The organism is Pseudomonas sp. TE36184 (assembly GCF_054060055.1).
Genome location: NZ_JBSSCU010000001.1, coordinates 3,328,142 through 3,353,477 on the forward strand (window position 1 = coordinate 3,328,142; position 25,336 = coordinate 3,353,477).

Annotated in this window: 21 protein-coding genes and 5 pseudogenes; 6 read left to right on the plus strand and 20 right to left on the minus strand. The window is 62.8% G+C overall.

Features of this window, described 5'->3' with window-relative positions:
- Window positions 1–147: 147 nt before the first annotated feature.
- From ACVWZP_RS14845 to ACVWZP_RS14890, 10 genes and pseudogenes are all read right to left on the minus strand, one after another.
- Window positions 148–500: pseudogene (locus ACVWZP_RS14845) on the minus strand (GTP-binding protein); the annotation flags it as partial.
- A gap of 154 nt (window positions 501–654) precedes the next feature.
- Window positions 655–969: pseudogene (locus ACVWZP_RS14850) on the minus strand (GTP-binding protein); the annotation flags it as partial.
- 154 nt (window positions 970–1,123) lie between these two features.
- Window positions 1,124–1,476 (minus strand): annotated as a pseudogene (locus ACVWZP_RS14855) (GTP-binding protein); the annotation flags it as partial.
- Between the two features lie 154 nt (window positions 1,477–1,630).
- A pseudogene (locus ACVWZP_RS14860) lies at window positions 1,631–1,944 on the minus strand (GTP-binding protein); the annotation flags it as partial.
- A 112-nt stretch (window positions 1,945–2,056) separates the two neighbouring features.
- On the minus strand, window positions 2,057–2,356 hold the full coding sequence (locus ACVWZP_RS14865) for a hypothetical protein (protein ID WP_017844560.1): 300 nt from the start codon (window positions 2,354–2,356) through the stop codon (window positions 2,057–2,059).
- 13 nt (window positions 2,357–2,369) lie between these two features.
- Complete coding sequence (locus ACVWZP_RS14870; protein WP_017844559.1) at window positions 2,370–3,119, minus strand: SDR family NAD(P)-dependent oxidoreductase; 750 nt, start codon at window positions 3,117–3,119, stop codon at window positions 2,370–2,372.
- A 37-nt stretch (window positions 3,120–3,156) separates the two neighbouring features.
- Window positions 3,157–3,918, minus strand: coding sequence for an SDR family NAD(P)-dependent oxidoreductase (locus tag ACVWZP_RS14875; RefSeq protein WP_017844558.1), 762 nt, complete (start codon window positions 3,916–3,918; stop codon window positions 3,157–3,159).
- 10 nt (window positions 3,919–3,928) lie between these two features.
- The gene (locus tag ACVWZP_RS14880) at window positions 3,929–5,269 is read right to left on the minus strand and encodes an MFS transporter (RefSeq protein WP_017844557.1); all 1,341 of its coding nucleotides are present in this window, start codon (window positions 5,267–5,269) and stop codon (window positions 3,929–3,931) included.
- 160 nt (window positions 5,270–5,429) lie between these two features.
- Window positions 5,430–6,308 (minus strand): polysaccharide deacetylase family protein, encoded by an 879-nt coding sequence (locus tag ACVWZP_RS14885; protein WP_046488589.1) that lies wholly within the window; start codon window positions 6,306–6,308, stop codon window positions 5,430–5,432.
- A 12-nt stretch (window positions 6,309–6,320) separates the two neighbouring features.
- Window positions 6,321–7,652, minus strand: coding sequence for an amidase (locus tag ACVWZP_RS14890; protein WP_457369890.1), 1,332 nt, complete (start codon window positions 7,650–7,652; stop codon window positions 6,321–6,323).
- A 350-nt stretch (window positions 7,653–8,002) separates the two neighbouring features.
- Between ACVWZP_RS14890 and ACVWZP_RS14895 the strand changes: the two genes are divergently transcribed.
- From ACVWZP_RS14895 to cmoB, 6 genes and pseudogenes are all read left to right on the plus strand, one after another.
- Window positions 8,003–8,992 (plus strand): GntR family transcriptional regulator, encoded by a 990-nt coding sequence (locus tag ACVWZP_RS14895; RefSeq protein WP_046384581.1) that lies wholly within the window; start codon window positions 8,003–8,005, stop codon window positions 8,990–8,992.
- 154 nt (window positions 8,993–9,146) lie between these two features.
- Window positions 9,147–11,568 (plus strand): annotated as a pseudogene (gene lon, locus ACVWZP_RS14900) (endopeptidase La).
- Between the two features lie 191 nt (window positions 11,569–11,759).
- Complete coding sequence (locus ACVWZP_RS14905; RefSeq protein WP_017844552.1) at window positions 11,760–12,149, plus strand: protease inhibitor I42 family protein; 390 nt, start codon at window positions 11,760–11,762, stop codon at window positions 12,147–12,149.
- A 1-nt stretch (window position 12,150) separates the two neighbouring features.
- Window positions 12,151–12,807 carry a lysoplasmalogenase gene (locus ACVWZP_RS14910; RefSeq protein ID WP_046384582.1) on the plus strand — a complete coding sequence of 219 codons (657 nt, stop codon included), beginning with the start codon at window positions 12,151–12,153 and terminating at the stop codon, window positions 12,805–12,807.
- Window positions 12,808–12,843: 36 nt separating this feature from the next.
- A complete protein-coding gene (gene cmoA, locus ACVWZP_RS14915; protein WP_017844550.1) occupies window positions 12,844–13,587 on the plus strand; it encodes a carboxy-S-adenosyl-L-methionine synthase CmoA in 744 nt (247 codons plus the stop codon).
- Entirely contained in the window at window positions 13,584–14,540 is a 957-nt protein-coding gene (cmoB, locus tag ACVWZP_RS14920) for a tRNA 5-methoxyuridine(34)/uridine 5-oxyacetic acid(34) synthase CmoB (protein WP_046384583.1), read from the plus strand. The genes cmoA and cmoB overlap by 4 nt, the downstream gene beginning before the upstream one ends.
- Before the next feature lie 140 nt (window positions 14,541–14,680).
- Here cmoB and tadA read toward each other — a convergent pair whose 3' ends face one another.
- From tadA to lptF, 10 genes are all read right to left on the minus strand, one after another.
- Entirely contained in the window at window positions 14,681–15,178 is a 498-nt protein-coding gene (gene tadA, locus ACVWZP_RS14925) for a tRNA adenosine(34) deaminase TadA (RefSeq protein ID WP_046384584.1), read from the minus strand.
- Window positions 15,178–16,560, minus strand: coding sequence for a multicopper oxidase family protein (locus ACVWZP_RS14930; protein WP_102617542.1), 1,383 nt, complete (start codon window positions 16,558–16,560; stop codon window positions 15,178–15,180). Before ACVWZP_RS14930 ends, tadA begins: the two co-directional genes overlap by 1 nt.
- 224 nt (window positions 16,561–16,784) lie before the next feature.
- Window positions 16,785–17,528, minus strand: a complete 744-nt coding sequence (pdxJ, locus tag ACVWZP_RS14935) for a pyridoxine 5'-phosphate synthase (protein ID WP_128191559.1) — start codon at window positions 17,526–17,528, stop codon at window positions 16,785–16,787.
- A 52-nt stretch (window positions 17,529–17,580) separates the two neighbouring features.
- Window positions 17,581–18,270, minus strand: a complete 690-nt coding sequence (gene recO, locus ACVWZP_RS14940; RefSeq protein WP_017844545.1) for a DNA repair protein RecO — start codon at window positions 18,268–18,270, stop codon at window positions 17,581–17,583.
- Window positions 18,271–18,426: 156 nt separating this feature from the next.
- Window positions 18,427–19,329, minus strand: a complete 903-nt coding sequence (era, locus tag ACVWZP_RS14945; protein WP_003210432.1) for a GTPase Era — start codon at window positions 19,327–19,329, stop codon at window positions 18,427–18,429.
- The gene (rnc, locus tag ACVWZP_RS14950) at window positions 19,322–20,011 is read right to left on the minus strand and encodes a ribonuclease III (protein WP_046384585.1); all 690 of its coding nucleotides are present in this window, start codon (window positions 20,009–20,011) and stop codon (window positions 19,322–19,324) included. Before rnc ends, era begins: the two co-directional genes overlap by 8 nt.
- Before the next feature lie 147 nt (window positions 20,012–20,158).
- The gene (lepB, locus tag ACVWZP_RS14955; protein WP_046384586.1) at window positions 20,159–21,013 is read right to left on the minus strand and encodes a signal peptidase I; all 855 of its coding nucleotides are present in this window, start codon (window positions 21,011–21,013) and stop codon (window positions 20,159–20,161) included.
- A gap of 5 nt (window positions 21,014–21,018) precedes the next feature.
- Entirely contained in the window at window positions 21,019–22,818 is a 1,800-nt protein-coding gene (gene lepA, locus ACVWZP_RS14960) for a translation elongation factor 4 (RefSeq protein ID WP_017844542.1), read from the minus strand.
- Between the two features lie 151 nt (window positions 22,819–22,969).
- Window positions 22,970–24,049 (minus strand): LPS export ABC transporter permease LptG, encoded by a 1,080-nt coding sequence (gene lptG, locus ACVWZP_RS14965; RefSeq protein WP_288078306.1) that lies wholly within the window; start codon window positions 24,047–24,049, stop codon window positions 22,970–22,972.
- The gene (gene lptF, locus ACVWZP_RS14970) at window positions 24,042–25,160 is read right to left on the minus strand and encodes an LPS export ABC transporter permease LptF (protein ID WP_457369891.1); all 1,119 of its coding nucleotides are present in this window, start codon (window positions 25,158–25,160) and stop codon (window positions 24,042–24,044) included. Before lptF ends, lptG begins: the two co-directional genes overlap by 8 nt.
- Window positions 25,161–25,336 lie beyond the last annotated feature (176 nt).

Below are 25,336 nucleotides of genomic sequence, written 5' to 3' on the forward strand. Positions count from 1 at the left end.
CCTCCGCCCCCTGTAGGAGCGAGCTTGCTCGCGAAAATCATCAACGATGACGCGGGCATCCTGGATGCACGCGGCGTTCTCGGGCTTTTCGCGAGCAAGCTCGCTCCTACAAGGGGCATTCCAAGTGATCGAGTAGTTGCGGTCGAGGGGGTCCAGCTGGCGCCCGAGCATGGTTTCGGCCGCTTGCCAGAGTTGATCCAGGCCGATATGAACACGCCCGCGCAGTTGCACGTCGTTGTTGAGGGTCGCGAGGATCGGCGCCGCAGGCTGAGCAATGCGTCTTTGAGTTCGCCGCGAATCGAGCAGCACACGCAGCCGCCGGGCAGCAGCACCGTGTCCGGCGCCACCTCTTCCACCAGCAGGTGGTCGATGCCGACGTCGCCGAACTCATTGATCAGCAGCGCCGTGTCGCCGAGGCTCTCGCCCTGCAGCAGGCGCGTGAGCAAGCTGGTCTTGCCACTGCCGAGGAAGCCGGTGATGACGTTGAGGGCAATACTCATATGTTACCTCCGCCCCTTGTAGGAGCGAGCTTGCTCGCGAAAATCGTCAACGATGACGCGGGCATCCTGGATGCACGCGGCGTTCTCGGGCTTTTCGCGAGCAAGCTCGCTCCTACAGGGGGCATTCCAAGTGATCGAGTAGTTGCGGGTCGAGGGGATCCAGCTGGCGCCCGAGTATGGTTTCGGCCGCTTGCCAGAGTTGATCCAGGCCGATATGAACACGCCCGCGCAGTTGCACGTCGTTGTTGAGGGTCGCGAGGATCGGCGCCGGGTCGGCCAGGCCGGTGGTTTCCAGGATCACCCGCTTGAAGGCCACCTCTTCCACCAGCAGGTGGTCGATGCCGACGTCGCCGAACTCATTGATCAGCAGCGCCGTGTCGCCAAGGCTCTCGCCCTGCAGCAGGCGCGTGAGCAAGCTGGTCTTGCCGCTGCCGAGGAAGCCGGTGATGACGTTGAGGGCAATACCCATATGTTACCTCCGCCCCTTGTAGGAGCGAGCTTGCTCGCGAAAATCATCAACGATGACGCGGGCATCCTGGATGCACGCGGCGCTCTCGGGCTTTTCGCGAGCAAGCTCGCTCCTACAAGGGGCATTCCAAGTGATCGAGTAGTTGCGGGTCGAGGGGGTCCAACTGGCGCCCGAGCATGGTTTCGGCCGCTTGCCAGAGTTGATCCAGGCCGATATGAACACGCCCGCGCAGTTGCACGTCGTTGTTGAGGGTCGCGAGGATCGGCGCCGCAGGCTGAGCAATGCGTCTTTGAGTTCGCCGCGAATCGAGCAGCACACGCAGCCGCCGGGCAGCAGCACCGTGTCCGGCGCCACCTCTTCCACCAGCAGGTGGTCGATGCCGACGTCGCCGAACTCATTGATCAGCAGCGCCGTGTCGCCGAGGCTCTCGCCCTGCAGCAGGCGCGTGAGCAAGCTGGTCTTGCCACTGCCGAGGAAGCCGGTGATGACGTTGAGGGCAATACTCATATGTTACCTCCGCCCCTTGTAGGAGCGAGCTTGCTCGCGAAAATCGTCAACGATGACGCGGGCATCCTGGATGCACGCGGCGTTCTCGGGCTTTTCGCGAGCAAGCTCGCTCCTACAGGGGGCATTCCAAGTGATCGAGTAGTTGCGGGTCGAGGGGGTCCAGCTGGCGCCCGAGCATGGTTTCGGCCGCTTGCCAGAGTTGATCCAGGCCGATATGAACACGCCCGCGCAGTTGCACGTCGTTGTTGAGGGTCGCGAGGATGGCGCCGGGTCGGCCAGGCCGGTGGTTTCCAGGATCACCCGCTTGAAGGCCACCTCTTCCACCAGCAGGTGGTCGATGCCGACGTCGCCGAACTCATTGATCAGCAGCGCCGTGTCGCCAAGGCTCTCGCCCTGCAGCAGGCGCGTGAGCAAGCTGGTCTTGCCACTGCCGAGGAAGCCGGTGATGACGTTGAGGGCAATACTCATATGTTACCTCCGCCCCTTGTAGGAGCGAGCTTGCTCGCGAAAATCGTCAACGATGACGCGGGCATCCTGGATGCACGCGGCGCTCTCGGGCTTTTCGCGAGCAAGCTCGCTCCTACAGGGGGCATTCCAAGTGATCGAGTAGTTGCGGGTCGAGGGGGTCCAGCTGGCGCCCGAGCATGGTTTCGGCCGCTTGCCAGAGTTGATCCAGGCCGCTGGCCAACGCCTGCTTGCCGGTCGCGCCGAGCAGCAGGTACGACGCGCCCTGGAAGTCTTCGACCTTGAGCCGGAACACCGCCAGCACCTGGTTGATCGCGGCGATCCGGCGCAGGCGTTCGCGGCGCCGGGGCAACTCGTCGCCCAGGGGGTCGCTCCAGTGCAGGTCTTCGCCGAGCAGCCCGCAGAGTCCGCACATGGCTATACCCCGCTCATGGCATGACATCGCCGGAGTTCGGGCCCAGGGTCTGGCCGACGAACAGGTTGCCGCCCGGCTCGCTGGCCAGCAGCACGGCGGTCGGCGCCACTTCGTCGGCCAGGCCGAAGCGGCCCAGGGGCAGTTCGGCGGCCTTGGCGCGCTTCCAGGTGTCGCTGATGCCGCCCACCAGCGGCGTTTCGATGGGCCCCGGCGCGATGGCGTTGACCAGCACGTTGTCCTTGGCGACTTCCAGCGCCAGGGATTTGGTAAAGCCAATCACCCCGGCCTTGGCCGCGGCGTAGTGGGTCAGCTCGGCGCCGCCCTTGATCCCCAGTTGCGAGGCGACGTTGATGATCCGTCCCCAGCCCTGCGCCAGCATGTGCGGCAAGGCGCGCTGGCTGGCGACGAAGACGCTGGTGAGGTCGACGCGCAGCATGTCGTTCCACATTTCGATCGTAAGGTCGACGCAGCGCGCCTGGGTGAGCATGCCGGCGTTGTTGACCAGGATATCGATGCCGCCGAAATGTTCGACGCAACGGTCGACACTGGCCTGGGCGCCTTCGACGGTGCCGACATCGGCCAGGCACTCGAACACTTGCGCGCCGAGGTTGCGGCAGGTGACGGCGGTTTCGGCGAGGCTGACGGCATTGCGGTCGGCCAGCAGCAGGCGCGCGCCTTCAGCGGCATAGGCACGGGCGATGGCGGCACCGATGCCGCTGCCGGCGCCGGTGATCACGGCGCGGCGGTTAGTCAGTTGAGGCATACACAAACTCCTGAAAAAACACAGTACCCAGGTGGGGTCAGTCGGGCCAGCGCACGGTCAGGCCACCGTCGATGACGATGCTTTGCCCGGTCAAATAGCTCGACGCGTCACTGGTCAAAAACTGCACCAGCGAGGCCACTTCATCCGCCCTGCCCACCCGGCCCAGCGGAATCGCCCGCGCCGCCTTGGCCAGGCCTTGCGGCCCGAGGGAGTTCTGCGCATCCAGCGATTGCGGCGTCTCGATCAAGCCCGGGATCACCGCATTGCAGCGAATCCCCAACGGCGCCAGCTCCACCGCCAGCGAGCGGCACAACCCCGGCACACCGGCCTTGGCCGCCGCGTAATGGCTGTGTTCCTGCCAGCCATATACGCCGCCGGCAATCGACGAAATCGCCACCAGCGCACCGCCTGCGGGCATATGCCGGGTCGCTGCGCGGAAGGTACGCATCACCCCGGTCAGGTCGACATTGAGCATTTCGTCCCACACCTGATCGGTCATTTCCAGCAGCGGCGCCCGACGCAGCAGACCAGCATTGGCCACCGCGTAATCGAGGCGGCCAAAATGCTGCACGGCCTGGGCCGCCAAGGCGTCCACCGAGGCGCTGTCGCCGACGTCCAGCGGTAGCATCAGGCACTCGCCGCCCGCTTGCTCCACCAAGGACACGGTGGTGCGCGGGTCATGGGGATCGGCCGGGTAATACCCGCCCACCACGGCCACGCCGCAACGCGCATAGGCCACGGCGAGGGCTTGGCCGATGCCGCTGGCGGCACCGGTAATCAAGGCAACTTTACGGTTCATCGAACACTCCTTACTGCACGGTTTCCGGGCGCACATGGCGTGCGGCGAACATCAGCACGCCGGACAAAAAGCACGGCACGGCGCCGAACCACAGGGCGGCGGTCTGCCAGTCGCTGCCGGCGGACAACACTTGCGTCGCGCCGAACCCCGCGACCACCGCACCGATCGGGCCCATGGCATGGATGATCGCGCCGCCGGTGGCGCGGATGCTGGTGGGGAAACTTTCGCTGATAAAAAACAACGCCGCCGAATACGGCCCGATCAGGAAGAACAGGCCCAGGCTGTACAGCCCGACCACCATCGCCATGTTGCTCGGGCCGAACAGCATCCCGGCGAACGATAGCCCGCCGAGCATCCAGCCCAGGCCGATGACATTGCGGCGGCCGATCTTGTCGCCCATCCAGCCGTGGCTGAGGTAACCGCAGTAACCCACCAGGTTCGACAGCACGAGGATGATCAGCGAGTTCTCGAACGAGATGTGGTGAACGCTGACGATCACCGACGTGCCGAGCACGCTGAACACCTGGATCGCCGCCCAGTTGAGCAACAGCGCGGCGCCGATCACCAGGGTGGCGCGGCGGGCCGGGCCTCGGAAGGCGGCTTTGAGGCCGGCTTTGCTGTGCTCGTCGTAGTCCACGCCATAGGTCACGGCAACGTTTTGCGCTTCACTCACCGCGCCGCTTTTACGCAGCTCGCTGATGCGCTGGTGGATCTGGAACTGCGGGCTCTCCTTGAGCTTGCGCGCCATGATCGCAATCACGATGGCCGGGATCGCAGCAAAAATGAAGCACCCCTGCCAGCCGATGATCGGCAGCAACAGCGCGGTCAAACCGGCGGCAATCAAAGCACCGACCGGCCAGCCGCCCTGCACCAGGCTGTAGATAAACCCGCGACGCTTGGTCAGTCGGGGGTCTTCCGAGGCGCCATACAGCTCGCTCAAATACGTGGCGTTGACGGTTTCCTCGGCATAGCCCAGACCGCCCAACGAACGGATCAGAATCAGCGGCGACTTGCCCCACGCCCCACCGATCGCGGTCAGCGCCGAGCACACTGCGGAACCGGCCACGGTGAAGATGATCCCTTTGCGTCGCCCCAACTTGTCGACGACGGGGCCAATGGCAAACGCCACCACCGCCGTGCCCACCGCCACCCAGGTCGCGATTTCAGCTTGCTCCACCTCGCCCCAGCCGAAGTGCCGGCCGATCTCCGGCAGCAACGTGCCGAACAGGATGAAGTCGTACACCGCAAACACCCAGGCGAAAAACGCGATCCAGGTGGCGAAGCGCACTTCCTGGGACGTCAGTTGCCGGGGTTTCCAGCCAGTCAGGTCAAGCTTGTTGTAGATGGACATGAATCGCGCCTCAAAGGTGGGGGATCAGCTACGCGGTTTGAACCCATCTTGTAGGAGCGAGCTTGCTCGCGAAAATCATCAACGATGACGCGGGCATCCTGGATGCACGCGGCGTTCTCAGGTTTTTCGCGAGCAAGCTCGCTCCTACAAGGGGTGGGGATCAGGTACGCGGTTGCCGACGGATAAAGTCATCGGCGATTTCGTCGAAGGTGACGAAGCGCACGCCGGCATGGCTCTGGATGTGTTCGATCAAGCGTTCGAGCATCAGCAGCACTTGCGGGCGGCCGGACACGTCGGGGTGGATGGTCATGGTGAACACCGCGTGTTCGTGTTCGCGGTAGACCCAGTCGAACTGGTCGCGCCACATTTCTTCGAGGTGACGCGGGTTGACGAAGCCGTGGCTGTTGGGCGCCTTTTTGATGAACATCATCGGCGGCAGGTCGTCGAGGTACCAGTTGGCCGGGATCTCCACCAGGTCGGTTTCTTCGCCGCGTACCAGGGGTTTCATCCAGGTGTCGGGGTGCTGGCTGTAGTCGATCTTGGTCCAGCTGTCGCCCTTGCGCACGTAGTAGGGGTGGAAGTCGTTGTGCATCAGGCTGTGGTCGTACTTGATGCCTTTTTTCAGCAGCAGCTCGTTGGTGACCTTGCTGAATTCCCACCACGGTGCGACGTAGCCGGTCGGACGTTTGCCCGTCACTTGGGTGATCAGTTCGATGGACTTGTCGAGCACGATTTCTTCCTGCTCGGCGGTCATCGCGATCGGGTTTTCGTGGCTGTAGCCGTGTACGCCGATTTCGTGACCGGCGTCGGCCACCGCCTTCATCTGCGCGGGAAAAGTTTCCATCGAGTGGCCGGGGATGAACCAGGTGGTGCGCAGGCCGTAGCGCTCGAACAGTTTGAGCAGGCGCGGCGTGCCGATTTCACCGGCGAACAGGCCGCGGGAAATGTCGTCGGGCGAGTCTTCGCCGCCGTAGGAACCGAGCCAGCCGGCGACGGCGTCAACGTCGACGCCGAATGCACAGAGGATGTCTTTAGCCATGGGGGTGTCTCCTTAGATAGTCAGTTGGGATTCGACGGACAGCGCCGCCCGCAACAGGCGTGCGTCTTCGCCCGTCGGGGCGCTGAGCAGCAGCCCGGTGGGCAAGCCCAGGGCGTCGCAGCCGCTGGGCAAGCTGACGCCGGGCATGTCGAGCAAACTGCCGGGCATGGTCAGGCGCAGGGTGGCGAGGTTGGTGCTTGCAAAGCGTTCGTCGTCGACTTCCAGCGCTGCCAGCGCCGGGGCGACATGGGCGACGGTCGGGGTGATCAACAGGGCGCCGTCGAGTTCGTCGACCAGTTGCTGTTGCAGGCGGCGACGCGCGTCGATCAGTTGGAGCAGGCGGCTGGCCGGCAGCGACCGCGCCGCTTCGAGGCGGCGCCGGACACGCGGGTCGAGCCGAGCGGCGTCGGGGCTGTCGAGCAGCGCTTCGTGCAGGGCGAAGGCTTCGAACGCGCCGAGCCAGCCTTGCTGCTGGATCAGTTCCAGGGTGGCCTGGAAAGTGGCGCACGGGCGCACGTCGATCAGCGCGCCGGCGGCGTTGAGTTGCTCGACGGCGCGCAGCAGGTTGTTGCGCACCGCCGGTTGCACGTCATCCAGCAGGCGTTGCTCAAGCACCAGGCGCAGGCCCTTGAGGCTGCGGGCGCGGTGGGTTTGCCGGCGGCCGTTGAGCAGGTCGTCGATGGCCAGCGCATCACGCACGCTGCGGGTCAGCGGGCCGAGGCTGTCGAGGGTGCGGGCCAGCGGGAACACACCGTCGCGGCTGTAGCGCCGACTGCTGCTGCGGTAACCGACCAGGCCGTTGAAGGCGGCGGGGATGCGGATCGAACCAGCGGTGTCGGTGCCCATGGCGATGGGCACGATGCCGGCGGCGACGGCCACCGCCGAACCGGACGACGAACCGCCGGGAATCCGCGACTGGTCACGCCCATGGGGGTTGTGCGGCGTGCCGAAATGCGGGTTCAGGCCAAGGCCGGAATAGGCCAGCTCGCTGAGGTTGGTCTTGCCCACGCTGACCATCCCGGCGCGGCACAACAGGCCCACGCTCGGCGCATCGAGCAAGGCGGCGGGCGCGTCGCGGCGGTAGGCGGCGCCGGCGGTGGTGACGCTGCCGGCCACGTCGAACAGGTCTTTCCAGGCCAGGGGCACGCCGTCGAACACACTCAAGGGCTGGCCGGCGCGCCACCGGGCGGCGGCGGCTTCGGCTTCGCGGCGGGCGCGGTCGGCGGTCAGGGTGATAAACACCGCGGCCGCGCGGCTCGCGTGGTCGAGCGCCTGTTCGAGGGCTTGCACCGGGTCGCTGCGACCGCTGGCGAAATCCTCGGCCATTGAAGTGGCGTCTGACATCAGGTTGACCCTCATAAAACGTACATATTAATAAAATGTACATTTAATAAAGGCAGCTTTCGTGCCAGTCTGTGTCGATGGCTTTTCCCGCGGTTGCGCTTTATCGACCAGAGCGCCGGGCTAGATGGTTTTGTAGGAAGCAAAAAAGCCTGGTGCGGACTCTGCAACGCACGCCCAAGCCAATAATGTATCTTTTATTAATAAGTACATTTTAGTGCAGAAAAGTAACAGTCCTAGATTCAAGGCCCCAAAAAAGTGCCACCGACGTGGCGCGGAGTGACAGGCGCATCTATGAGAGAATCCCCGGCTTCGTCCTACATACACCAGACCTCTTTACCTCAGAGAACACGATGAAAGCAGTGTCCGCCTCGGCCTCCCGTTACGCGATGATTCACCAGCTTTTGCGTGACGCGATCGTCAACGGCACCGCCCGCCACGGCTTGGTCCTGCTCGAAGCGCCGCTGGCCGAATTGTTCGGCACCAGCCGCGTGCCGGTGCGCAAGGCGCTGGACCTGCTGCATGCCGAAGGGTTGATCTGCCGTTTCAACGGGCGCGGTTACCTGATCAACCCCGAGGGCGTGGCCATGGAACCGCTGCGCCTGCCGCTGAGCGCTGCGCACCTGGGCCTGAACGACGAGGACGAGTTGGTGGATACACGGCCGTTGGGCGAGCGGATCGTCGAGGAAATCGGCGCGGCGCTGTCCACCTGCATAGCCTTTGGCCATTATCGCCTGGATGAGCAAGCCGCCGCCGACCACTATGGCGTCAGCCGCGCAGTGGTGCGTGAAGCGCTGATGCGTCTGCGCGACCGTGGCCTGGTGGAAAAAGAGCCCTACTCCCAATGGCTGGCCGGGCCGTTGACGGCGCGGGAAGTCACCGAAGACTACGAACTGCGCGCCTGCCTGGAGCCTGAAGCGCTGCGCCAGAGCGCGCCGAACCTTGACCGCGCGCTGCTCGAAGCCATGTTGCAACGCGTGCTCGACGCCCAGGACAGCCCGCAGTGCAGCCTGGAAGCCATCGAGCAGATCGAAGAAGACTTGCACCAACGCTGCCTCGCCGGCCTGCAGAACCGCAAGATCGCCGCGCTGATCCGCCAGGGCCAGAGCCCGATGATCATCAGTCGGATTTTCTATCGCTTGCTGGGGATCGGCGCCGACCCGGCGATGCTCGCCGAACACCGCTTGATCCTTGAATTGTTGCTGCACGGCGCGTTCGATGCGGCGGCGTTGAACCTGCGCGAGCACCTGCAACGGGCGCGGCAGCGGATGTTGCAGCGGTTGAAGGTATTGTCGGTGTTGCCGGAACAGCCCCTGCCCGCCTACCTGCACAAAATCAGCTGACGGCATGCGGTTAACCTTGTGGGAGCAAGCCCCCTCCCACCTTGACCGAGTCTCTGCAGTAATTTCATGCAATATGTTGCTATCTAGCCCCCGCCATTGAAACCGCCGCTGGCCCGCCCCATCTAACTTGCATACTTCCTGATGCAGGTGCCCCATGAGCGACCAGCAAGATACCCCCGATTACGACGCCAACGAATACGCCGACCCTGAAAACGCCGAGGTTCACTCGTCCAATACCGGCCTGGCCCTGCCTGGGCAGAACCTGCCGGACAAGGTCTACATCATCCCGATTCACAATCGACCGTTCTTCCCGGCGCAAGTATTGCCGGTGATCGTCAATGAAGAGCCGTGGGCCGAAACCCTGGAGTTGGTGAGCAAATCCGACCATCACTCCCTGGCCCTGTTCTTCATGGACACGCCGCCCGAAGACCCGCGGCATTTCGACACCTCCGCGCTGCCGCTGTACGGCACCCTGGTCAAGGTCCACCACGCCAGCCGCGAAAACGGCAAACTGCAATTCGTCGCCCAGGGCCTGACCCGCGTGCGGATTCGCACCTGGCTCAAGCACCATCGCCCACCGTACCTGGTGGAAGTCGAATACCCGCACCAGCCGACCGAGCCGACCGATGAGGTCAAGGCCTACGGCATGGCGCTGATCAATGCGATCAAGGAACTGCTGCCGCTCAACCCGCTGTACAGCGAAGAGTTGAAGAACTACCTCAACCGCTTCAGCCCCAACGACCCGTCGCCGCTGACCGACTTCGCCGCCGCCCTCACCTCCGCCACCGGCAATGAGTTGCAGGAAGTGCTGGACTGCGTGCCCATGCTCAAACGCATGGAAAAAGTCCTGCCGATGCTGCGCAAGGAAGTTGAAGTCGCGCGCCTGCAAAAAGAACTCTCCGCCGAGGTGAACCGCAAGATCGGCGAGCACCAGCGCGAATTCTTCCTCAAGGAACAGCTCAAGGTCATCCAGCAGGAGCTGGGCCTGACCAAGGACGACCGCAGCGCCGACGTCGAACAGTTCGAACAGCGCCTGGAAGGCAAAGTGCTGCCAGCCCAGGCGCAGAAACGCATCGATGAAGAACTGAACAAACTGTCGATCCTCGAAACCGGTTCGCCGGAATACGCGGTGACGCGCAACTACCTGGACTGGGCAACCTCGGTGCCGTGGGGCGTGTACGGCAAGGACAAGCTCGACCTGAAACATGCGCGCAAGGTCCTGGACAAACACCATGCCGGGCTGGACGACATCAAGAGTCGTATCCTCGAATTCCTCGCGGTGGGCGCTTATAAAGGCGAAGTCGCCGGTTCCATCGTGCTGCTGGTCGGCCCGCCGGGCGTGGGCAAGACCAGCGTGGGTAAATCGATTGCCGAATCCCTCGGGCGGCCGTTCTATCGCTTCAGCGTCGGCGGCATGCGCGACGAGGCCGAGATCAAGGGTCATCGCCGCACCTACATCGGCGCCCTGCCCGGCAAGCTGGTGCAGGCGCTCAAAGATGTGGAAGTGATGAACCCGGTGATCATGCTCGACGAGATCGACAAGATGGGCCAGAGCTTCCAGGGCGACCCGGCTTCGGCGCTGCTGGAAACCCTCGACCCGGAACAGAACGTCGAATTCCTCGACCACTACCTGGATCTGCGCCTGGACCTGTCGAAAGTGCTGTTCGTGTGTACCGCCAACACCCTCGACTCGATCCCCGGCCCCCTGCTGGACCGCATGGAAGTGATTCGCCTGTCGGGCTATATCACCGAAGAGAAAGTCGCCATCGGCCAAGCGCCACCTGTGGCCTAAGCAGTTGGAAAAAGCCGGCGTGTCGAAAAACAGCCTGACCATCAGCGACGGCGCCCTGCGCGCATTGATCGACGGCTACGCCCGCGAAGCCGGGGTGCGCCAGTTGGAGAAACAACTGGGCAAGCTGGTACGCAAGGCGGTGGTCAAGCTGCTGGATGAGCCGGACGCGGTGATAAAGATCGGCACCAAGGACCTGGAAAGCTCCCTGGGCATCCCGGTGTTCCGCAACGAACAAGTGCTGTCTGGCGTCGGCGTGATCACCGGCCTGGCCTGGACCAGCATGGGCGGCGCGACCCTGCCGATCGAGGCGACCCGCATCCACACGCTCAATCGCGGCTTCAAGCTCACCGGGCAGTTGGGTGAGGTGATGAAAGAATCCGCTGAAATCGCCTACAGCTACGTCAGCTCCAACCTGAAATCGTTTGGCGGTGATCCGAAGTTCTTCGATGAAGCCTTCGTCCACCTGCACGTCCCCGAAGGCGCCACGCCGAAGGACGGCCCCAGCGCTGGCGTGACCATGGCCAGTGCGCTGTTGTCGCTGGCGCGCAACCAGCCACCGAAGAAAGGCGTGGCCATGACCGGCGAGCTGACGCTGACCGGGCATGTCCTGCCGATTGGCGGGGTGCGTGAGAAGGTGATCGCGGCGCGGCGCCAGAAGATTCACGAGTTGATCTTGCCGGAGCCGAATCGCGGCAGCTTTGAGGAATTGCCGGAGTATCTGAAGGAAGGGATGACCGTCCACTTCGCCAAGCGCTTTGCGGATGTGGCCAAGGTGCTGTTCTGATCGTCCTTTAGCGCTTGGGCGGGCGTCATCGCGCGCAAGCCCGCTCCCACACTTGACCGAGTACATCCTTTGGAAGGCGGCCAAGATGTGGGAGCGGGCTTGCGCGCGATGGCGTCCGTCGCCGCCCTCTTGTCACACCCTGTCGCATCTTCGGTTATGCTCGCCCTTCGTCGCACATCAACGGAGTCTTCATGACCGCTGCCCGCCTGCTTCTCCCCTTGAGCCTTGCCCTGCTGGCCGCGTGCGCCAGTGCCCCGCAGCAAAACGTCAGCGTGGAAAAACAGAGCGCCTGCCCGCTCCAGCTCAAAAACGGACAAAACCTGATCCTGACCCTGCCAAGCAACCCCACCACCGGCTACCGCTGGGCCATCCAGGATTCCGCCGGCGGCGTGCTGCGCGCCCTGGGGCCCGAGGTCTACAGCAGCACGGAATCCGGCGTGATCGGCGGCGGCGGCCAGTCCACCTGGCGCTTCCAGGCCTTTGCGGCCGGCCAGGGCCGTTTGCGCCTGACCTCCCAGCAACCCTGGGAACCGGAAGCCGAACCGGCCGAGACCTTCGACTGCGCCATCACGGTGAACTGATATGCCATGGCTGATTCTTGCGTTGATGGGCGCCGGCACCTTTATCTACGGCCTGACCGTCCACGCGGCGTTACTGTGCCTGCTGGTCAAACCGTTGCCGGTGCTGGCGCTGCTGGGCTGGCTGCATGATGCGCCGCCGAGCGACTATCGACGCTGGATCAGCCTGGGGCTGATTTTCTCCCTGGTCGGCGATGTGTTGCTGGCGTGGCCGGGCGACTTGTTTATCTTTGGCCTGGGCGCGTTTCTGTGCGCGCACCTGGCGTACCTCAAAGCCTATTTCAGCGACTGCCGACGCTTGGCATGGCTGCCGTTGGTGCTGGCGCTGGGCGTCGGCGCGATGCTGCTGAGCATCCTGATCGCCCATGGCCTCGGCGACTTGCTGATTCCGGTGGTGGTCTACGCCTTGGTGATCAGCGCGATGCTCTGGCGGGCGCTGGCGCGACTGGGCAGCGCGGTGCCCAAGCGTTCGGCGCTACTGGCGGCGGCGGGGGCCGTATCGTTTGTGGTTTCCGACACGCTGATCGGTATCAATCGCTTTGTGCTGAGCTTCGACGCGGCGCCGTATCTGCTGATCGCCACTTACTGGCTCGGCCAATGGGGCATCACCGCCTCGGCGTTCCATCAGACAACCCGCGCATCCAAGGAGCAACTTGGCTAAAATGCCCGCCTTTCCCCCCTCGTCGCCGGAACAACCGTGAGCAAAGAACCCGATCGCCTATTCGCCCAGCCCCTGCCCCAGGTGCCGGACTTCGCCTTTAACGAAGACGTGGTGCGGGTGTTCCCGGACATGATCAAGCGCTCGGTGCCCGGTTATCCGACCATCGTCGAAAACCTCGGCGTGCTCGCCGCGCAGTTCGCCCAGCCCAACAGTGTGCTGTACGACCTGGGGTCCTCCCTCGGCGCGGTCACCCAGGCGTTGCGCCGCCACGTGCGTACCGACGGCTGCCACGTCATCGCGGTGGATAATTCGACGGCGATGGTCGAGCGCTGCCGCGAGTACCTCAATGGCCAGGACTCGATGTTCCAGGAGTTGCTGCCGGTCCAGGTGATCGAGGGCGATATCCTCGCGCTGCAGTTCCAGCCGGCCTCGGTGGTGGCGCTGAACTTCACCCTGCAATTCATCGCCCCCGATCAGCGCCTGGCGTTGCTCGGGCGCATCCGCCAGGCGTTGTTGCCCGGCGGTGCGCTGATCCTCTCGGAAAAGCTGCGCTTCAATGACCTTGAAGAACACGCGCTGCTCACCGACCTGCACATCGCGTTCAAACGCGCCAACGGCTACAGCGAGCTGGAAATCGCCCAGAAGCGCAGCGCCATCGAAAACGTCATGAAGCCCGACAGCCTCGAAGAACACCGCGAACGCCTGCTGGCAGCCGGGTTCTCGAAAGTCGTGCCGTGGTTCCAGTGTCTTAACTTTGCCTCGTTGATTGCCTTGCCATGATTGATCTGTCCCCCCTCGCCCGCCATCTGGTCGGCACTCCCCTGGCCGTGTGGGCCCAGGGCCTGCAAGCGCAACTCGATAGCAAGATGGAAAAGGGGCATGGCGACCTGGAGCGCTGGCAGAGCGCGCTGGATGCATTGCCGAAGATCCAGCCCAGCGAAGTCGATTTGCTCAATGGCCTGACCCTCGACAGCGATTGCGACGACGCCACGCGCGCGCAGATGCACAGCGCATTGATGGGCCTGTGCCCGTGGCGCAAGGGCCCGTTCCACTTGTTCGGCGTGCATGTGGACACCGAATGGCGTTCGGACTGGAAGTGGTCGCGGGTCGCGCCGCACCTGGACCTGAAGGGCAAGCGCATTCTCGATGTAGGCTGCGGCAATGGGTATTACATGTGGCGCATGCTCGGCGCCGGTGCCGACAGTGTGATCGGCGTGGACCCGAACTGGCTGTTCTTCTGCCAGTTCCAGGCGGTGCAACGTTACCTGTCGGCGCCGAACGCCTGGCACCTGCCGTTCCCGTTCGAGGACTTGCCGGCGAACCTGGAAGGCTTCGACACTGTGTTTTCCATGGGCGTGTTCTACCACCGTCGCTCACCGATCGAGCATTTGCTGGCGCTGAAAGACTGCCTGGTCAAAGGCGGTGAACTGGTGCTGGAAACGCTGGTGATCGAAGGCGATCAGCAACAGGTGCTGGTGCCGGAAGACCGCTACGCGCAGATGCGCAACGTATGGTTCCTGCCATCGGTGCCGGCGTTGATGCTGTGGCTGCGCCGGGCCGGGTTCAGTGAGGTGCGCTGTGTGGATGTGAGCGTGACCACGGTTGAAGAACAGCGGGGGACGGAGTGGATGAAGTATCAGTCGCTGAGTGACTTCCTCGACCCGGACGATCACAGCAAGACCATCGAAGGGCTGCCGGCGCCGATGCGGGCGGTGATCATCGCCAGGAAGTGACCCCAATCTCCCTGAAAAAATGGAGATCAAAAATGTGGGAGGGGGCTTGCCCCCGATAGCAGTGTGTCAGTCAGCTTATCTATAACTGACCCACCGCCATCGGGGGCAAGCCCCCTCCCACATTTGGTCATCAGTGTTCTTTAGAGGGCTGGTTTGGCCCGGCGGGCCTTGAAGAACTCGCTCAACACCGTCCCGCATTCCTCGGCCAGTACCCCGCCTTCAAACAGCACCCGATGGTTGAGAAAACCCTGGGTAAAAAACTGCCCTTGGCTTTGCACAATCCCCGCCTTCGGCTCCAGTGCGCCGTAGACCACCCGCGCAATGCGCGAATGCACGATCAGGCCCGCGCACATGCTGCACGGTTCCAGCGTCACATACAGCGTGCTGCCGGGCAGGCGATAGTTGCTCAGCGCCTGGGCGGCGGCGCGGATGGCGACCATTTCGGCATGGGCGCTGGGGTCGTTGCCGCTGATTGGGCAATTGAAGCCACGGCCGATGATCACACCGTCCTGCACCAGCACCGCGCCCACCGGCACTTCGCCCAACGCCGCGCCCTGTGCCGCCAGGGCCAGGGCTTCGCGCATGAAGTCCTGGTCGCGGCTGCGGTCGATGATCGCCGTGGGGCGAAACTGGCGCATCACGCTACCTCGATGGCGGCCATCAGGCCGGTTTCCATGTGGTCGATCACATGGCAGTGGAACATCCACACGCCCGGGTTATCCGCCACCAGCGCGACGCGGGCACGTTCGTTCTTGCCCAGCAGGTAGGTGTCGGTGAAGTACGGAATCACCGTGTGGCGGTTCGAAGCGATCACCTTGAAGCTCATGCCGTGCAGGTGGATCGGGTGCTGGTATTGGGTCATGTTTTTCAGTTCGAAGATGTAGCTCTTGCCCTTCTCCAGCCTGGCAATCGGGCGGTCGGCGCAGGCCTTGTCGGTGATGTCCCAGGCCTGGCCGTTGATCTGCCACAGGCTCGGCGGTTTGCCGTTGTCGACGTTGACCGACACCGAACCGACCCATTCGAAATTGAAGTTGAGTTTCTCGGCGTTGGCCAGGTCCGGCTCGCTGATCGGATTGGCGGGCAGCGCCGGCGGCCATGCGCTCGGCGCGTCGGCGTTGGCCACCGAACGGAACGTGCCCAGGCGCACCGGGCCGTTGCGGATCGACAATTCTTCGCCCGCCGGCGGGGCCTTGATCGCCAGGCAGAGGCGCATGCCCGGGCCGAGCCAGTATTCCTTGCCCAAGGGGCGCGGCTCGATGGGGTTGCCGTCCAGCGCATAGATCTGCGCGTCGGCGTCGGGAATATTGAGGCGATAGGTCAGCGTGTTGTCGAGGTTGAGCAAGCGCACACGGGTGATCTGCCCGGCCGGCAAATCGATCACCGCCTGGGCCACGCCATTGATGGTCGACAGGCGCCCGGCCGTACCGCCACGCGCCGCTTCACGGGGCACGCTGAAGGCGACAAAGGCGCCCTCTTCGTCGACGTGCCAGCTTTTCAGGCTGAGGGTGCGTTCGTGCTTGAAACCGGTGGGTTCGCGCTCTTCCACGATCAGCGGGCCGACCAGGCCACGGCCGAGTTCTTCGCTGCTGTTCACATGGGGGTGATACCAGTAGCTGCCGGCGTCGGGCACGCGGAACTTGTAGTCGAAGTATTCGCCGGGCAACACCGGCAATTGCGAGACGTAGGGCACGCCGTCCATTTCCAGCGGCAGGCGGATGCCATGCCAATGGATGGTGGTGGCGACCGGCAGGTGGTTGATGAAACGCACCCGCAGCCATTCGCCCTGGCGCACGCGCAGTTCGGTGCCGGGGGCCGACGGGCCGAACGCCCAGGCTTGGGTCTTGTGCCCCGGCACCAGTTCCACATCGAGGGGCGCGGCGATCAGTTCGTAGTCGTGTCCCGCCTCGGCCTCGGCGACTTTCCCCAGCCAGTAGCGGTAGCCGCCACCGGCACCGACGCCCACTACGGCCAGGCCGGCAAGACCACCCAGGATTTGTCGACGGGAAAAGGATCGGGACACAACAACCTCACGTATCTGCTGCGGGCCGAGGGCCTGCAAAGGGCAGATACGATACACCTGCGACGGCTAAACAGTAAGACTTCGCATTGCCGCATGCCAAAAACACCGAGGACTGATGTGGGAGGGGGCTTGCTCCCGATTGCGGTGGGTCAGCTATAGATGAGTTGACTGACACATCGCTATCGGGGGCAAGCCCCCTCCCACATTGGATCTTCGCTGTTGTTTCAGGCCTTGGCAGCGGCCAGGATCAGGGCCTTCATCTCGGCGACCGCACCTTTGAAACCGACGAACAGCGCATGCGCCACCAGCGCGTGGCCGATGTTCAGCTCGTTGATGCCCTTGATCGCCGCCACGGCTTCGACGTTGTGGTAATGCAGGCCATGGCCGGCGTTGACGATCAGGCCTTCACGCAGACCTTGGGCCACGCCGTCGATAATGCGCTGCAACTCGGCGGCGACTTCGCTCGGCGTGGTCGCATCGGCATAACGCCCGGTGTGCAATTCGATGGCCGGCGCACCGACCCGGTGCGCGGCTTCGATCTGGCGCTCGTCGGCGTCGATGAACAGCGAGACTTCGCTGCCGATCTGCGACAGACGCTCCACCGCAGCCTTGATCCGCGCTTCCTGGCCGGCCACGTCGAGGCCGCCTTCGGTGGTCAGTTCCTGACGGGTCTCCGGCACCAGGCAGATATGCGCCGGGCGGATGCGCTCGGCGAACGCCATCATTTCTTCGGTGACGCCCATTTCGAAGTTCATGCGGGTTTGCAGCACGTCCTTGAGCAGCAGCACGTCGCGCTCCTGGATGTGACGGCGGTCTTCGCGCAGGTGTACGGTGATGCCGTCGGCGCCCGCTTCTTCGGCGTCCAGCGCGGCTTTGACCGGGTCTGGGTAACGGGTGCCCCGGGCCTGGCGCAGCGTGGCGACGTGGTCGATATTGACGCCGAGAAGAATGCGATTGCTGGTGGTCACGGAAGCGCTCCTGAAAAGGGGAAAGAAACGCTGCACAGCATACACGGGGTTGTCAGGGCTTTCGAAACAACTCGCGACTGACCAGCGGCCGCCCGCCCAGATGCACGGCCAGGGCCTGGCGCATCAGGCGCTTGGCGGCGGACAAGGCGCCGGGGGCGCTCCAGTCGGCCTCGCTCATGGCCAGCAGCTCGGTGCCCTGGAACAGGCCGGGTTGCAGCAGGTACACACGCTCCAGGCCGGCGTCGACCTGCAGACGATACATGCCGTCGGCGGCAATGGGTTCGCCATGCAGGTCGTTACTCAGTTCGAAGCCATAGCCGAGGTCGTCGAGCAGGCGCCATTCGAACGCGCGCAACAGCGGCTCCAGCGGGCGGCCTTCGGCCAGGGCCAGCAGCGTCGCGGCATAGTGATCGAAGACCGCCGGGTGCGGGTCTTCGGCCGGCAGCAGGCGGATCAGCAATTCATTGAGATAGAGGCCACTGAACAGCGCTTCGCCATTGAGCCAGGCAGAGTTGCCGACGCTTTCCAGTCGGCCGACGTTTTTCAGCTCGCCCTTGCCACGAAACTCCACGTCCAGCGCCACGAATGGCCGCGCCAACGTGCCCGCCTTGCCCCGCGCACTGCGCAACACCGCGCGCAGGCGACCTTGGGGCGTGAGGAAGTCCACCAAGGCGCTGGTCTCGCGGTAGGCGCGGCTGTGCAGCACGTAAGCGGGCTGGCTGGGAGGCGGGGTTGAGGACATGGGTTCTCGTTGCTGGAATGCACTAGTGAAAACGACACAAACCTAATGTGGGAGGGGGCTTGCCCCCGATGGCGGTGGCTCAGTCAAAATATTTAGTGACTGACACTCTGCTATCGGGGGCAAGCCCCCTCCCACATTTTTTGCCCTGCGGTGTTCTTACAGGTCGCCGTAACCCAGGGAGCGCAATGCGCGCTCATCATCGGACCAGCCACCCTTCACCTTCACCCACAGGTTCAGCATGATCTTGGAATCGAACAGCAATTCCATGTCCTTGCGCGCTTCGGTGCCGATGCGCTTGATGCGCTCGCCCTTGTCGCCAATGATGATTTTCTTCTGGCCGTCACGTTCGACGAGGATCAGCGCATGGATATGCAGGGTTTTGCCCTGCTGCTTGAACTCTTCGATTTCGACGGTGATCTGGTACGGCAGCTCGGCGCCCATCTGGCGCATGATTTTCTCGCGTACCAGTTCGGCGGCGAGGAAACGGCTGCTGCGGTCGGTGATCTGGTCTTCCGGGAAGAAGTGCTCGTTCTCCGGCAGGTAGCCGGCGATCACGCGCTCCAGGGCTTCGAGGTTGTGCCCGTGCTGGGCCGAGATCGGCATGATCTGGGCATTCGGCAGTTGTTCCTGCAGCCAGCTCAGGTGCGGCATCAGCTCGGCTTTGTCTTCGATGCGGTCGGTCTTGTTCAGCGCGACGATCAATGGGCCGGTGACATATTGCACACGTTCGAGAACCATCTGGTCTTCGTCGGTCCACTTGGTGCGGTCGACCACGAAGATCACCACGTCGACGTCTTTCAACGCGGCCGAGGCGGTCTTGTTCATGTAGCGGTTCAGGGCTTTCTCGCCACCTTTGTGCATGCCCGGGGTGTCGACGTAGACCGCTTGTACGGCGCCTTCGGTCTTGATGCCCAGCATGTTGTGGCGGGTGGTCTGCGGCTTGCGCGAGGTGATCGCAAGCTTCTGGCCGAGGATGTGGTTGAGCAGCGTGGACTTGCCCACGTTGGGACGGCCGACGATGGCGACATAGCCACAGCGTGTTGCGGTTGAATCAGTCATGGCCATTCTCCACGCCCAGGGCAATCAGTGCTGCAGCGGCCGCTACCTGTTCGGCAATACGACGGCTCACACCCTGACCTCGGCTTTTTTCATTCAATAAGGTGATTTCACATTCCACGAAAAAGACGCGGCAATGGGGCTCACCCTGGATATCCACCACTTCGTAGCGTGGCAGTTCGCACCCGCGGGACTGCAGGAATTCCTGCAGGCGGGTCTTGGGATCTTTGTTGGTGTCGACCAGGGTCAGGCTTTCGATCTCGGACGTCAGCCAGGCGGTGACGCGCGCTTTGGCCGCTTCCATGCCCGCATCCAGATAGATGGCGCCGATCAGCGCTTCAAGGGCGTCGGCCAGGATCGACTCGCGACGGAAACCGCCGCTTTTCAACTCACCGGAGCCCAGGCGCAGGTACTCGCCCAGGCCAAAACCACGGGCCAGCACGGCCAGGGTCTCGCCCTTCACCAGCCGCGCACGCAAGCGCGACAACTGGCCTTCACGGGCTTGCGGGAAGCGTTCGAAGAGCGCTTCACCGGCAACGAAATTGAGGATGGCGTCACCGAGGAATTCCAGGCGTTCGTTGTTACGCCCAGCAAAACTGCGGTGTGTGAGGGCAAGGACCATCAGTTCCTGGTCCTTGAAGGTGTAGCCGAGCAGGTGCTCGAGACGGCTTAGAGAAACGCTCACGGTTTACCCATATCTGTTTGGTGGCACCGGCGGCCATCGACGATTGACGCAGTGTTCAAATTCAAATCCTGATTGGTGCTGCATGAGGCCGGAAATTGTCCCAGCCCCAGAAAAGCATTCGGCGCTGTGATCACAGCGCCGTCTGTATTACTTGATCAGCCCGACCCGCGAGAAGTTCGGCAGGTGGCTGAGCTTGGGTTCCGGCCAGCTCATCCAGACCGCGAAGGCCTTGCCGACGATATTCTGGTCGGGAACCATGCCCAGCAGGTCCTTGGGAATGGTGGGGTCATCCCAATAGCGGCTGTCGTTGGAGTTGTCGCGGTTGTCGCCCATCATGAAATAGTGCCCGGCCGGCACTTTCCATTCGCCATCGGGCATTGCGCGGTAGCGGCTCATTTCCTTGCGGATTTCGTGCTCCACCGCACCGAGTTTTTCCTGATACAGCTCAGCGCTGCCCAGGGTGTTCGGCTCGGCGCCCAGCAGCTTCTCGGCCACCGACTCACCGTTGATGAACAGGCGCTTGTCGCTGGTGTAGCGAATCACGTCACCCGGCAGGCCGACCACACGCTTGATGTAGTTGACGTTCGGATCGCTCGGGTAGCGGAACACCATCACGTCGCCGCGCTGCGGGTCACCGATCTCGATGACTTTCTTGTCGATCACCGGCAAGCGGATCCCGTAGGAAAACTTGTTCACCAGGATGAAGTCGCCCACGTCCAGGGTCGGTTTCATCGACCCCGACGGAATCTGGAACGGCTCCACCAGGAACGAACGCAGTACCAGCACGATGAACAGCACCGGAAAGAACGATTTGCCGTATTCAACCAGCAAAGGCTCTTTGTTCAGCTTCTCGATCACCACGACATCGGGCTGGCTGACGCTGCCCTGATAGGACGCGATAGCCGCCCGCCGACGCGGGGCGAAGAACACCAGATCGAGCAACGCCAGGAGTCCGCAAACGGCAACGGCGATGACCAGCAACAGCGGGAAATTTAGCGACATAGGACCTAACTATCCAACCTGAGCACCGCAAGGAAGGCTTCTTGTGGAATTTCCACGTTGCCCACTTGCTTCATGCGTTTTTTACCGGCCTTTTGCTTCTCAAGCAGCTTGCGCTTACGGCTGACGTCGCCACCGTAGCATTTGGCCAGTACGTTCTTTCTGAGTGCCTTGACGGAAGTCCGCGCAATGATCTGCCCGCCAATGGCGGCCTGGATCGCGACGTCGAACATCTGGCGCGGAATCAGTTCTTTCATCTTCTCGGTCAACTGTCGACCTTTGTAGTGCGCGTTGTCCTTGTGCACGATCAGTGCCAGGGCATCGACCTTGTCGCCGTTGATCAACACATCCAGTTTCACCAGATTAGCCGATTGGTAACGATCGAAATGGTAATCCAGCGAAGCATAGCCGCGACTGGTGGATTTGAGACGGTCGAAGAAGTCCAGGACCACTTCGTTCATCGGCAAATCGTAGGTCACTTGTACCTGGGTCCCGAGGAACAGCATGTCGTGCTGGATGCCGCGCTTCTCGATACACAGGGTAATGACGTTGCCCAGGTGCTCCTGCGGCACAAGAATATTGGCGCGCACGATCGGCTCACGCATGTCTTCGATGGAAGACAGGTCCGGGAGCTTGGACGGGTTGTCGACGTAAATCGTTTCACCGTTTTTCAGCAACAGCTCAAAAATAACGGTTGGCGCGGTGGTGATCAGGTCCAGGTCGTATTCGCGCTCAAGGCGCTCCTGGATGATCTCCATGTGCAGCATGCCGAGGAAGCCGCAACGGAAGCCGAAGCCCAGGGCGTCGGAGCTTTCCGGGGTGTACTGCAACGACGAGTCGTTGAGGGTCAGCTTCTGCAGGGCTTCGCGGAAGTCTTCGAAGTCGTCGGAGCTGACCGGGAACAGGCCGGCGTAGACCTGCGGCTGGATGCGTTTGAAGCCCGGCAGCACGTCGACGTCAGGGGTGCTGCTCAAGGTCAGGGTATCACCCACCGGCGCGCCGTGGATGTCCTTGATGCCGGCGATGATGAAGCCGACTTCACCGGCTTTCAGATCAACGGTGGCAGTATGCTTCGGGTTGAACACACCGACGCTGTCCACCAGGTGGATCTTGCCGGTGGATTTGACCAGGATCTTGTCGCCTTTCTTCACACGGCCATGGCGCACGCGTACCAGGGAGACAACCCCCAGGTAGTTGTCGAACCAGGAGTCGATGATCAACGCCTGCAGCGGATCTTCGATATTGCCGGTAGGCGCGGGGATGGTCTTGACCAGGCGCTCGAGCACTTCGTCGACGCCCAGGCCGGTCTTGGCGCTGCACTCGACGGCGTCGGTGGCGTCAATGCCGATGATTTTTTCGATTTCTTCCTTCACGCGGTCCGGATCGGCCTGCGGCAGGTCGATCTTGTTCAGCACCGGCATGACTTCCAGGCCTTGCTCGATGGCGGTGTAGCAGTTGGCCACGGACTGGGCTTCGACGCCCTGCCCCGCGTCCACCACCAGCAGCGCGCCTTCGCAGGCCGCCAGGGAACGGCTGACTTCATAGGTGAAGTCGACGTGGCCTGGGGTGTCGATGAAGTTCAGCTGGTACTTGATACCGTCTTTGGCGGTGTAGTACAGAGTCACGCTGTGGGCCTTGATGGTGATCCCGCGCTCGCGCTCGAGGTCCATGGAGTCCAGTACCTGGGCTTCCATTTCACGCTCGGCAAGGCCGCCGCACATCTGGATGAATCGATCGGCCAGCGTCGACTTGCCATGGTCAATGTGGGCGATGATGGAGAAATTGCGGATATGACTCAAATCACTCACGGATCAACACTCAAAAAGGCTGCAGGCAGACTGCCCGCTGAAAAATAGCCGGGAATTGTACCTGATGCTCGGGCAGGACGTCATCTTTGCTGACCAGAACAAAAATGCCCCGATCTCTCGAACGGGGCATTTTTTGCTCATAAGCGCAGGCTCACCCGGCGCGGCGCAGCAGCCAGAACCCGGCCAGGGCGCAGATGGCGGTCGGCACCAGCACCGCAAACAGCGGCGAGAAGCCGAACACCAGGCTCGACGGGCCAAGCAAATCCTGGGCGATCCGGAACGCGAAGCCCACCAGCACGCCGGTGAAGACCCGCTGACCGAGGGTCACGGAGCGCAACGGGCCGAAGATGAACGAGATCGCCATCAGCACCAGCGCGGCGGTGACCACCGGCTGCAGCACCTTGACCCAGAACGCCAGCCAGTAACGGCCGTTATTCAGGCCCTGATCCTTGAGGTAGTGGATATAACTCCACAAACCGGAGATCGGCAGGGCTTCCGGGATCATGACCACGGTGCTGAGCAGTTCCGGCTTCAGGGCGATGTCCCATTGCTCGGTCGGCACACTGATCACTTCGGTGCTGGCCTTGATGCCTTGGCCCACATTGCGGAAGTAAGTGGTAGTGACATCACTCAGCGTCCATTTCTCAGCACTGTACTGCGCGCGCTTGGCGAAACTGGAGGTCAGCATGTGCCGCTCTTTATCGAACGTGTAGCGCGTCACACCAATCAGCAGGCCGTCGGGCTGCACGGCGTTGATGTGGATGAATTCATCACCCTGACGGTGCCACAGGCCATGCCTGGCGCTTTGTGCATCGCCCGAACCCTGGGCCAGGGCACGATTGGCCTGGGCAGTCGCTTCGGACGGTGGCGCCACGTATTCGCCGATCAGCACGCTGCACGCCATCAGCAACAGCATCGGTTTCATGACGGCCCAGACGATACGGCCGATGGAAACCCCGGCCGCACGCATGATCGTCAGCTCGCTGTTGCTGGCCAGGCCGCCCAGGCCGATCAGGCAGCCAATCAACCCGGCCATCGGCATCATTTCGTAGAGACGACGCGGGGCGGTCAGCGCCACGAAGCTCAATACGTCCGTCACGGTATAGGTGTCGGTGACGTTGCCCACTTCATCAATGAAGGCGAACAACGACGCCAGCCCGAGAATGATGCCCAACACCGCCAGGATGGCGATCAGTACGCTGCTACCGATGTAGCGATCGAGCTTAGCCACGAGCCAACTCCTTCTGGCCACGACGGCTCTTCATTTTCAGACGTATAGGTTCCCAGTAGAGCAGCCCGAGGCCGATCATCAGGAAAACCCCGTGTACCCACCACAGGCCCAGGGTCGGCGACAGCTTGCCCTTTTCCAGGGAACCACGGGCGGAGATCAGGATGGTCAGGTAGGCCATGTACAGCAGGATCGCCGGCAGCAGCTTGAGGAAGCGGCCCTGGCGCGGGTTGACGCGAGACAGCGGCACGGCCATCAGCGTCACGATGAACACCAGCAACGGCAGGGAAATACGCCATTGCAGCTCGGCGATGGAACGCAGTTCCGGGCTGCCGAAAAGCGACGACGTCGGGAGTGCATCGCGGTCGGTGACTTCTTCGCTGATATCAGGACGAGCCAGCATTACGCCATAAGTGTCGTATTTGATTGCCCGATAATCCGCCAGGCCCGGGCTGCCGTCATAGCGATAGCCATTTTCCAGGATCAGGTAACGGCTGCCGTCGGGGCGAACTTCCTGCCGGCCGCTGTCGGCCACCAGAATCGAAATGCCACGGTCTTTCTGGTTCTGCCCAAAGTTTTTCTGGGAAATGAACACGCCGCCGAGGTTGGCGCGGTCATCGGTCATGGTTTCGGTGTAGGTCACCCGCGTGCCGTCGTTGAGTGCCTGAAAGCGCCCGGGCTCGAGGGTGTCGAACTCAGTCATCGCGTCCTGTTTGTTCAGCAGCAACTGGAACTGCATGGCACCTTGCGGCGCCAGGCTCATGCTCAACCAGGCCACCAGCAGGGCAACACCGGCGGCCGGCACCATGGTCATGGCCAGCAGACGCTGCTGGCTCATGCCGGTGGCCGAAAGCACAGTCATTTCACTTTCAAGGTACAACCGGCCGTAGGCCAGAAGAATGCCGAGGAACAGGCCGAGCGGCAGAATCAGCTGCAGAAAGCCTGGCAGGCGAAAGCCCATGATCAAGAACAGCGAGCCCGGATCCAGGGCGCCAGAAGCCGCCTGGGCAAGGAACTTGACGAAACGACCACTCATGATGATGACCAGCAATACCGCGCTCACGGCACTCAGGGTCAACAGGACTTCGCGGGACAGATAACGGAAGACAATCAAACCAGACACTCCAGGGTTGTCAGGCTAAGGCGGCCAAACAAGCAAGCATAACGAGTCGGCCCGTTTAAACAGGCCGGCTAAAAAGATTGCGCATTATCCTGTGATTGACCGCGCCTGTCACGGAGCTTACTCATGCGCGTACACAAAGCCTGCGGCAAGGGTTGTCAGGCTCCGCC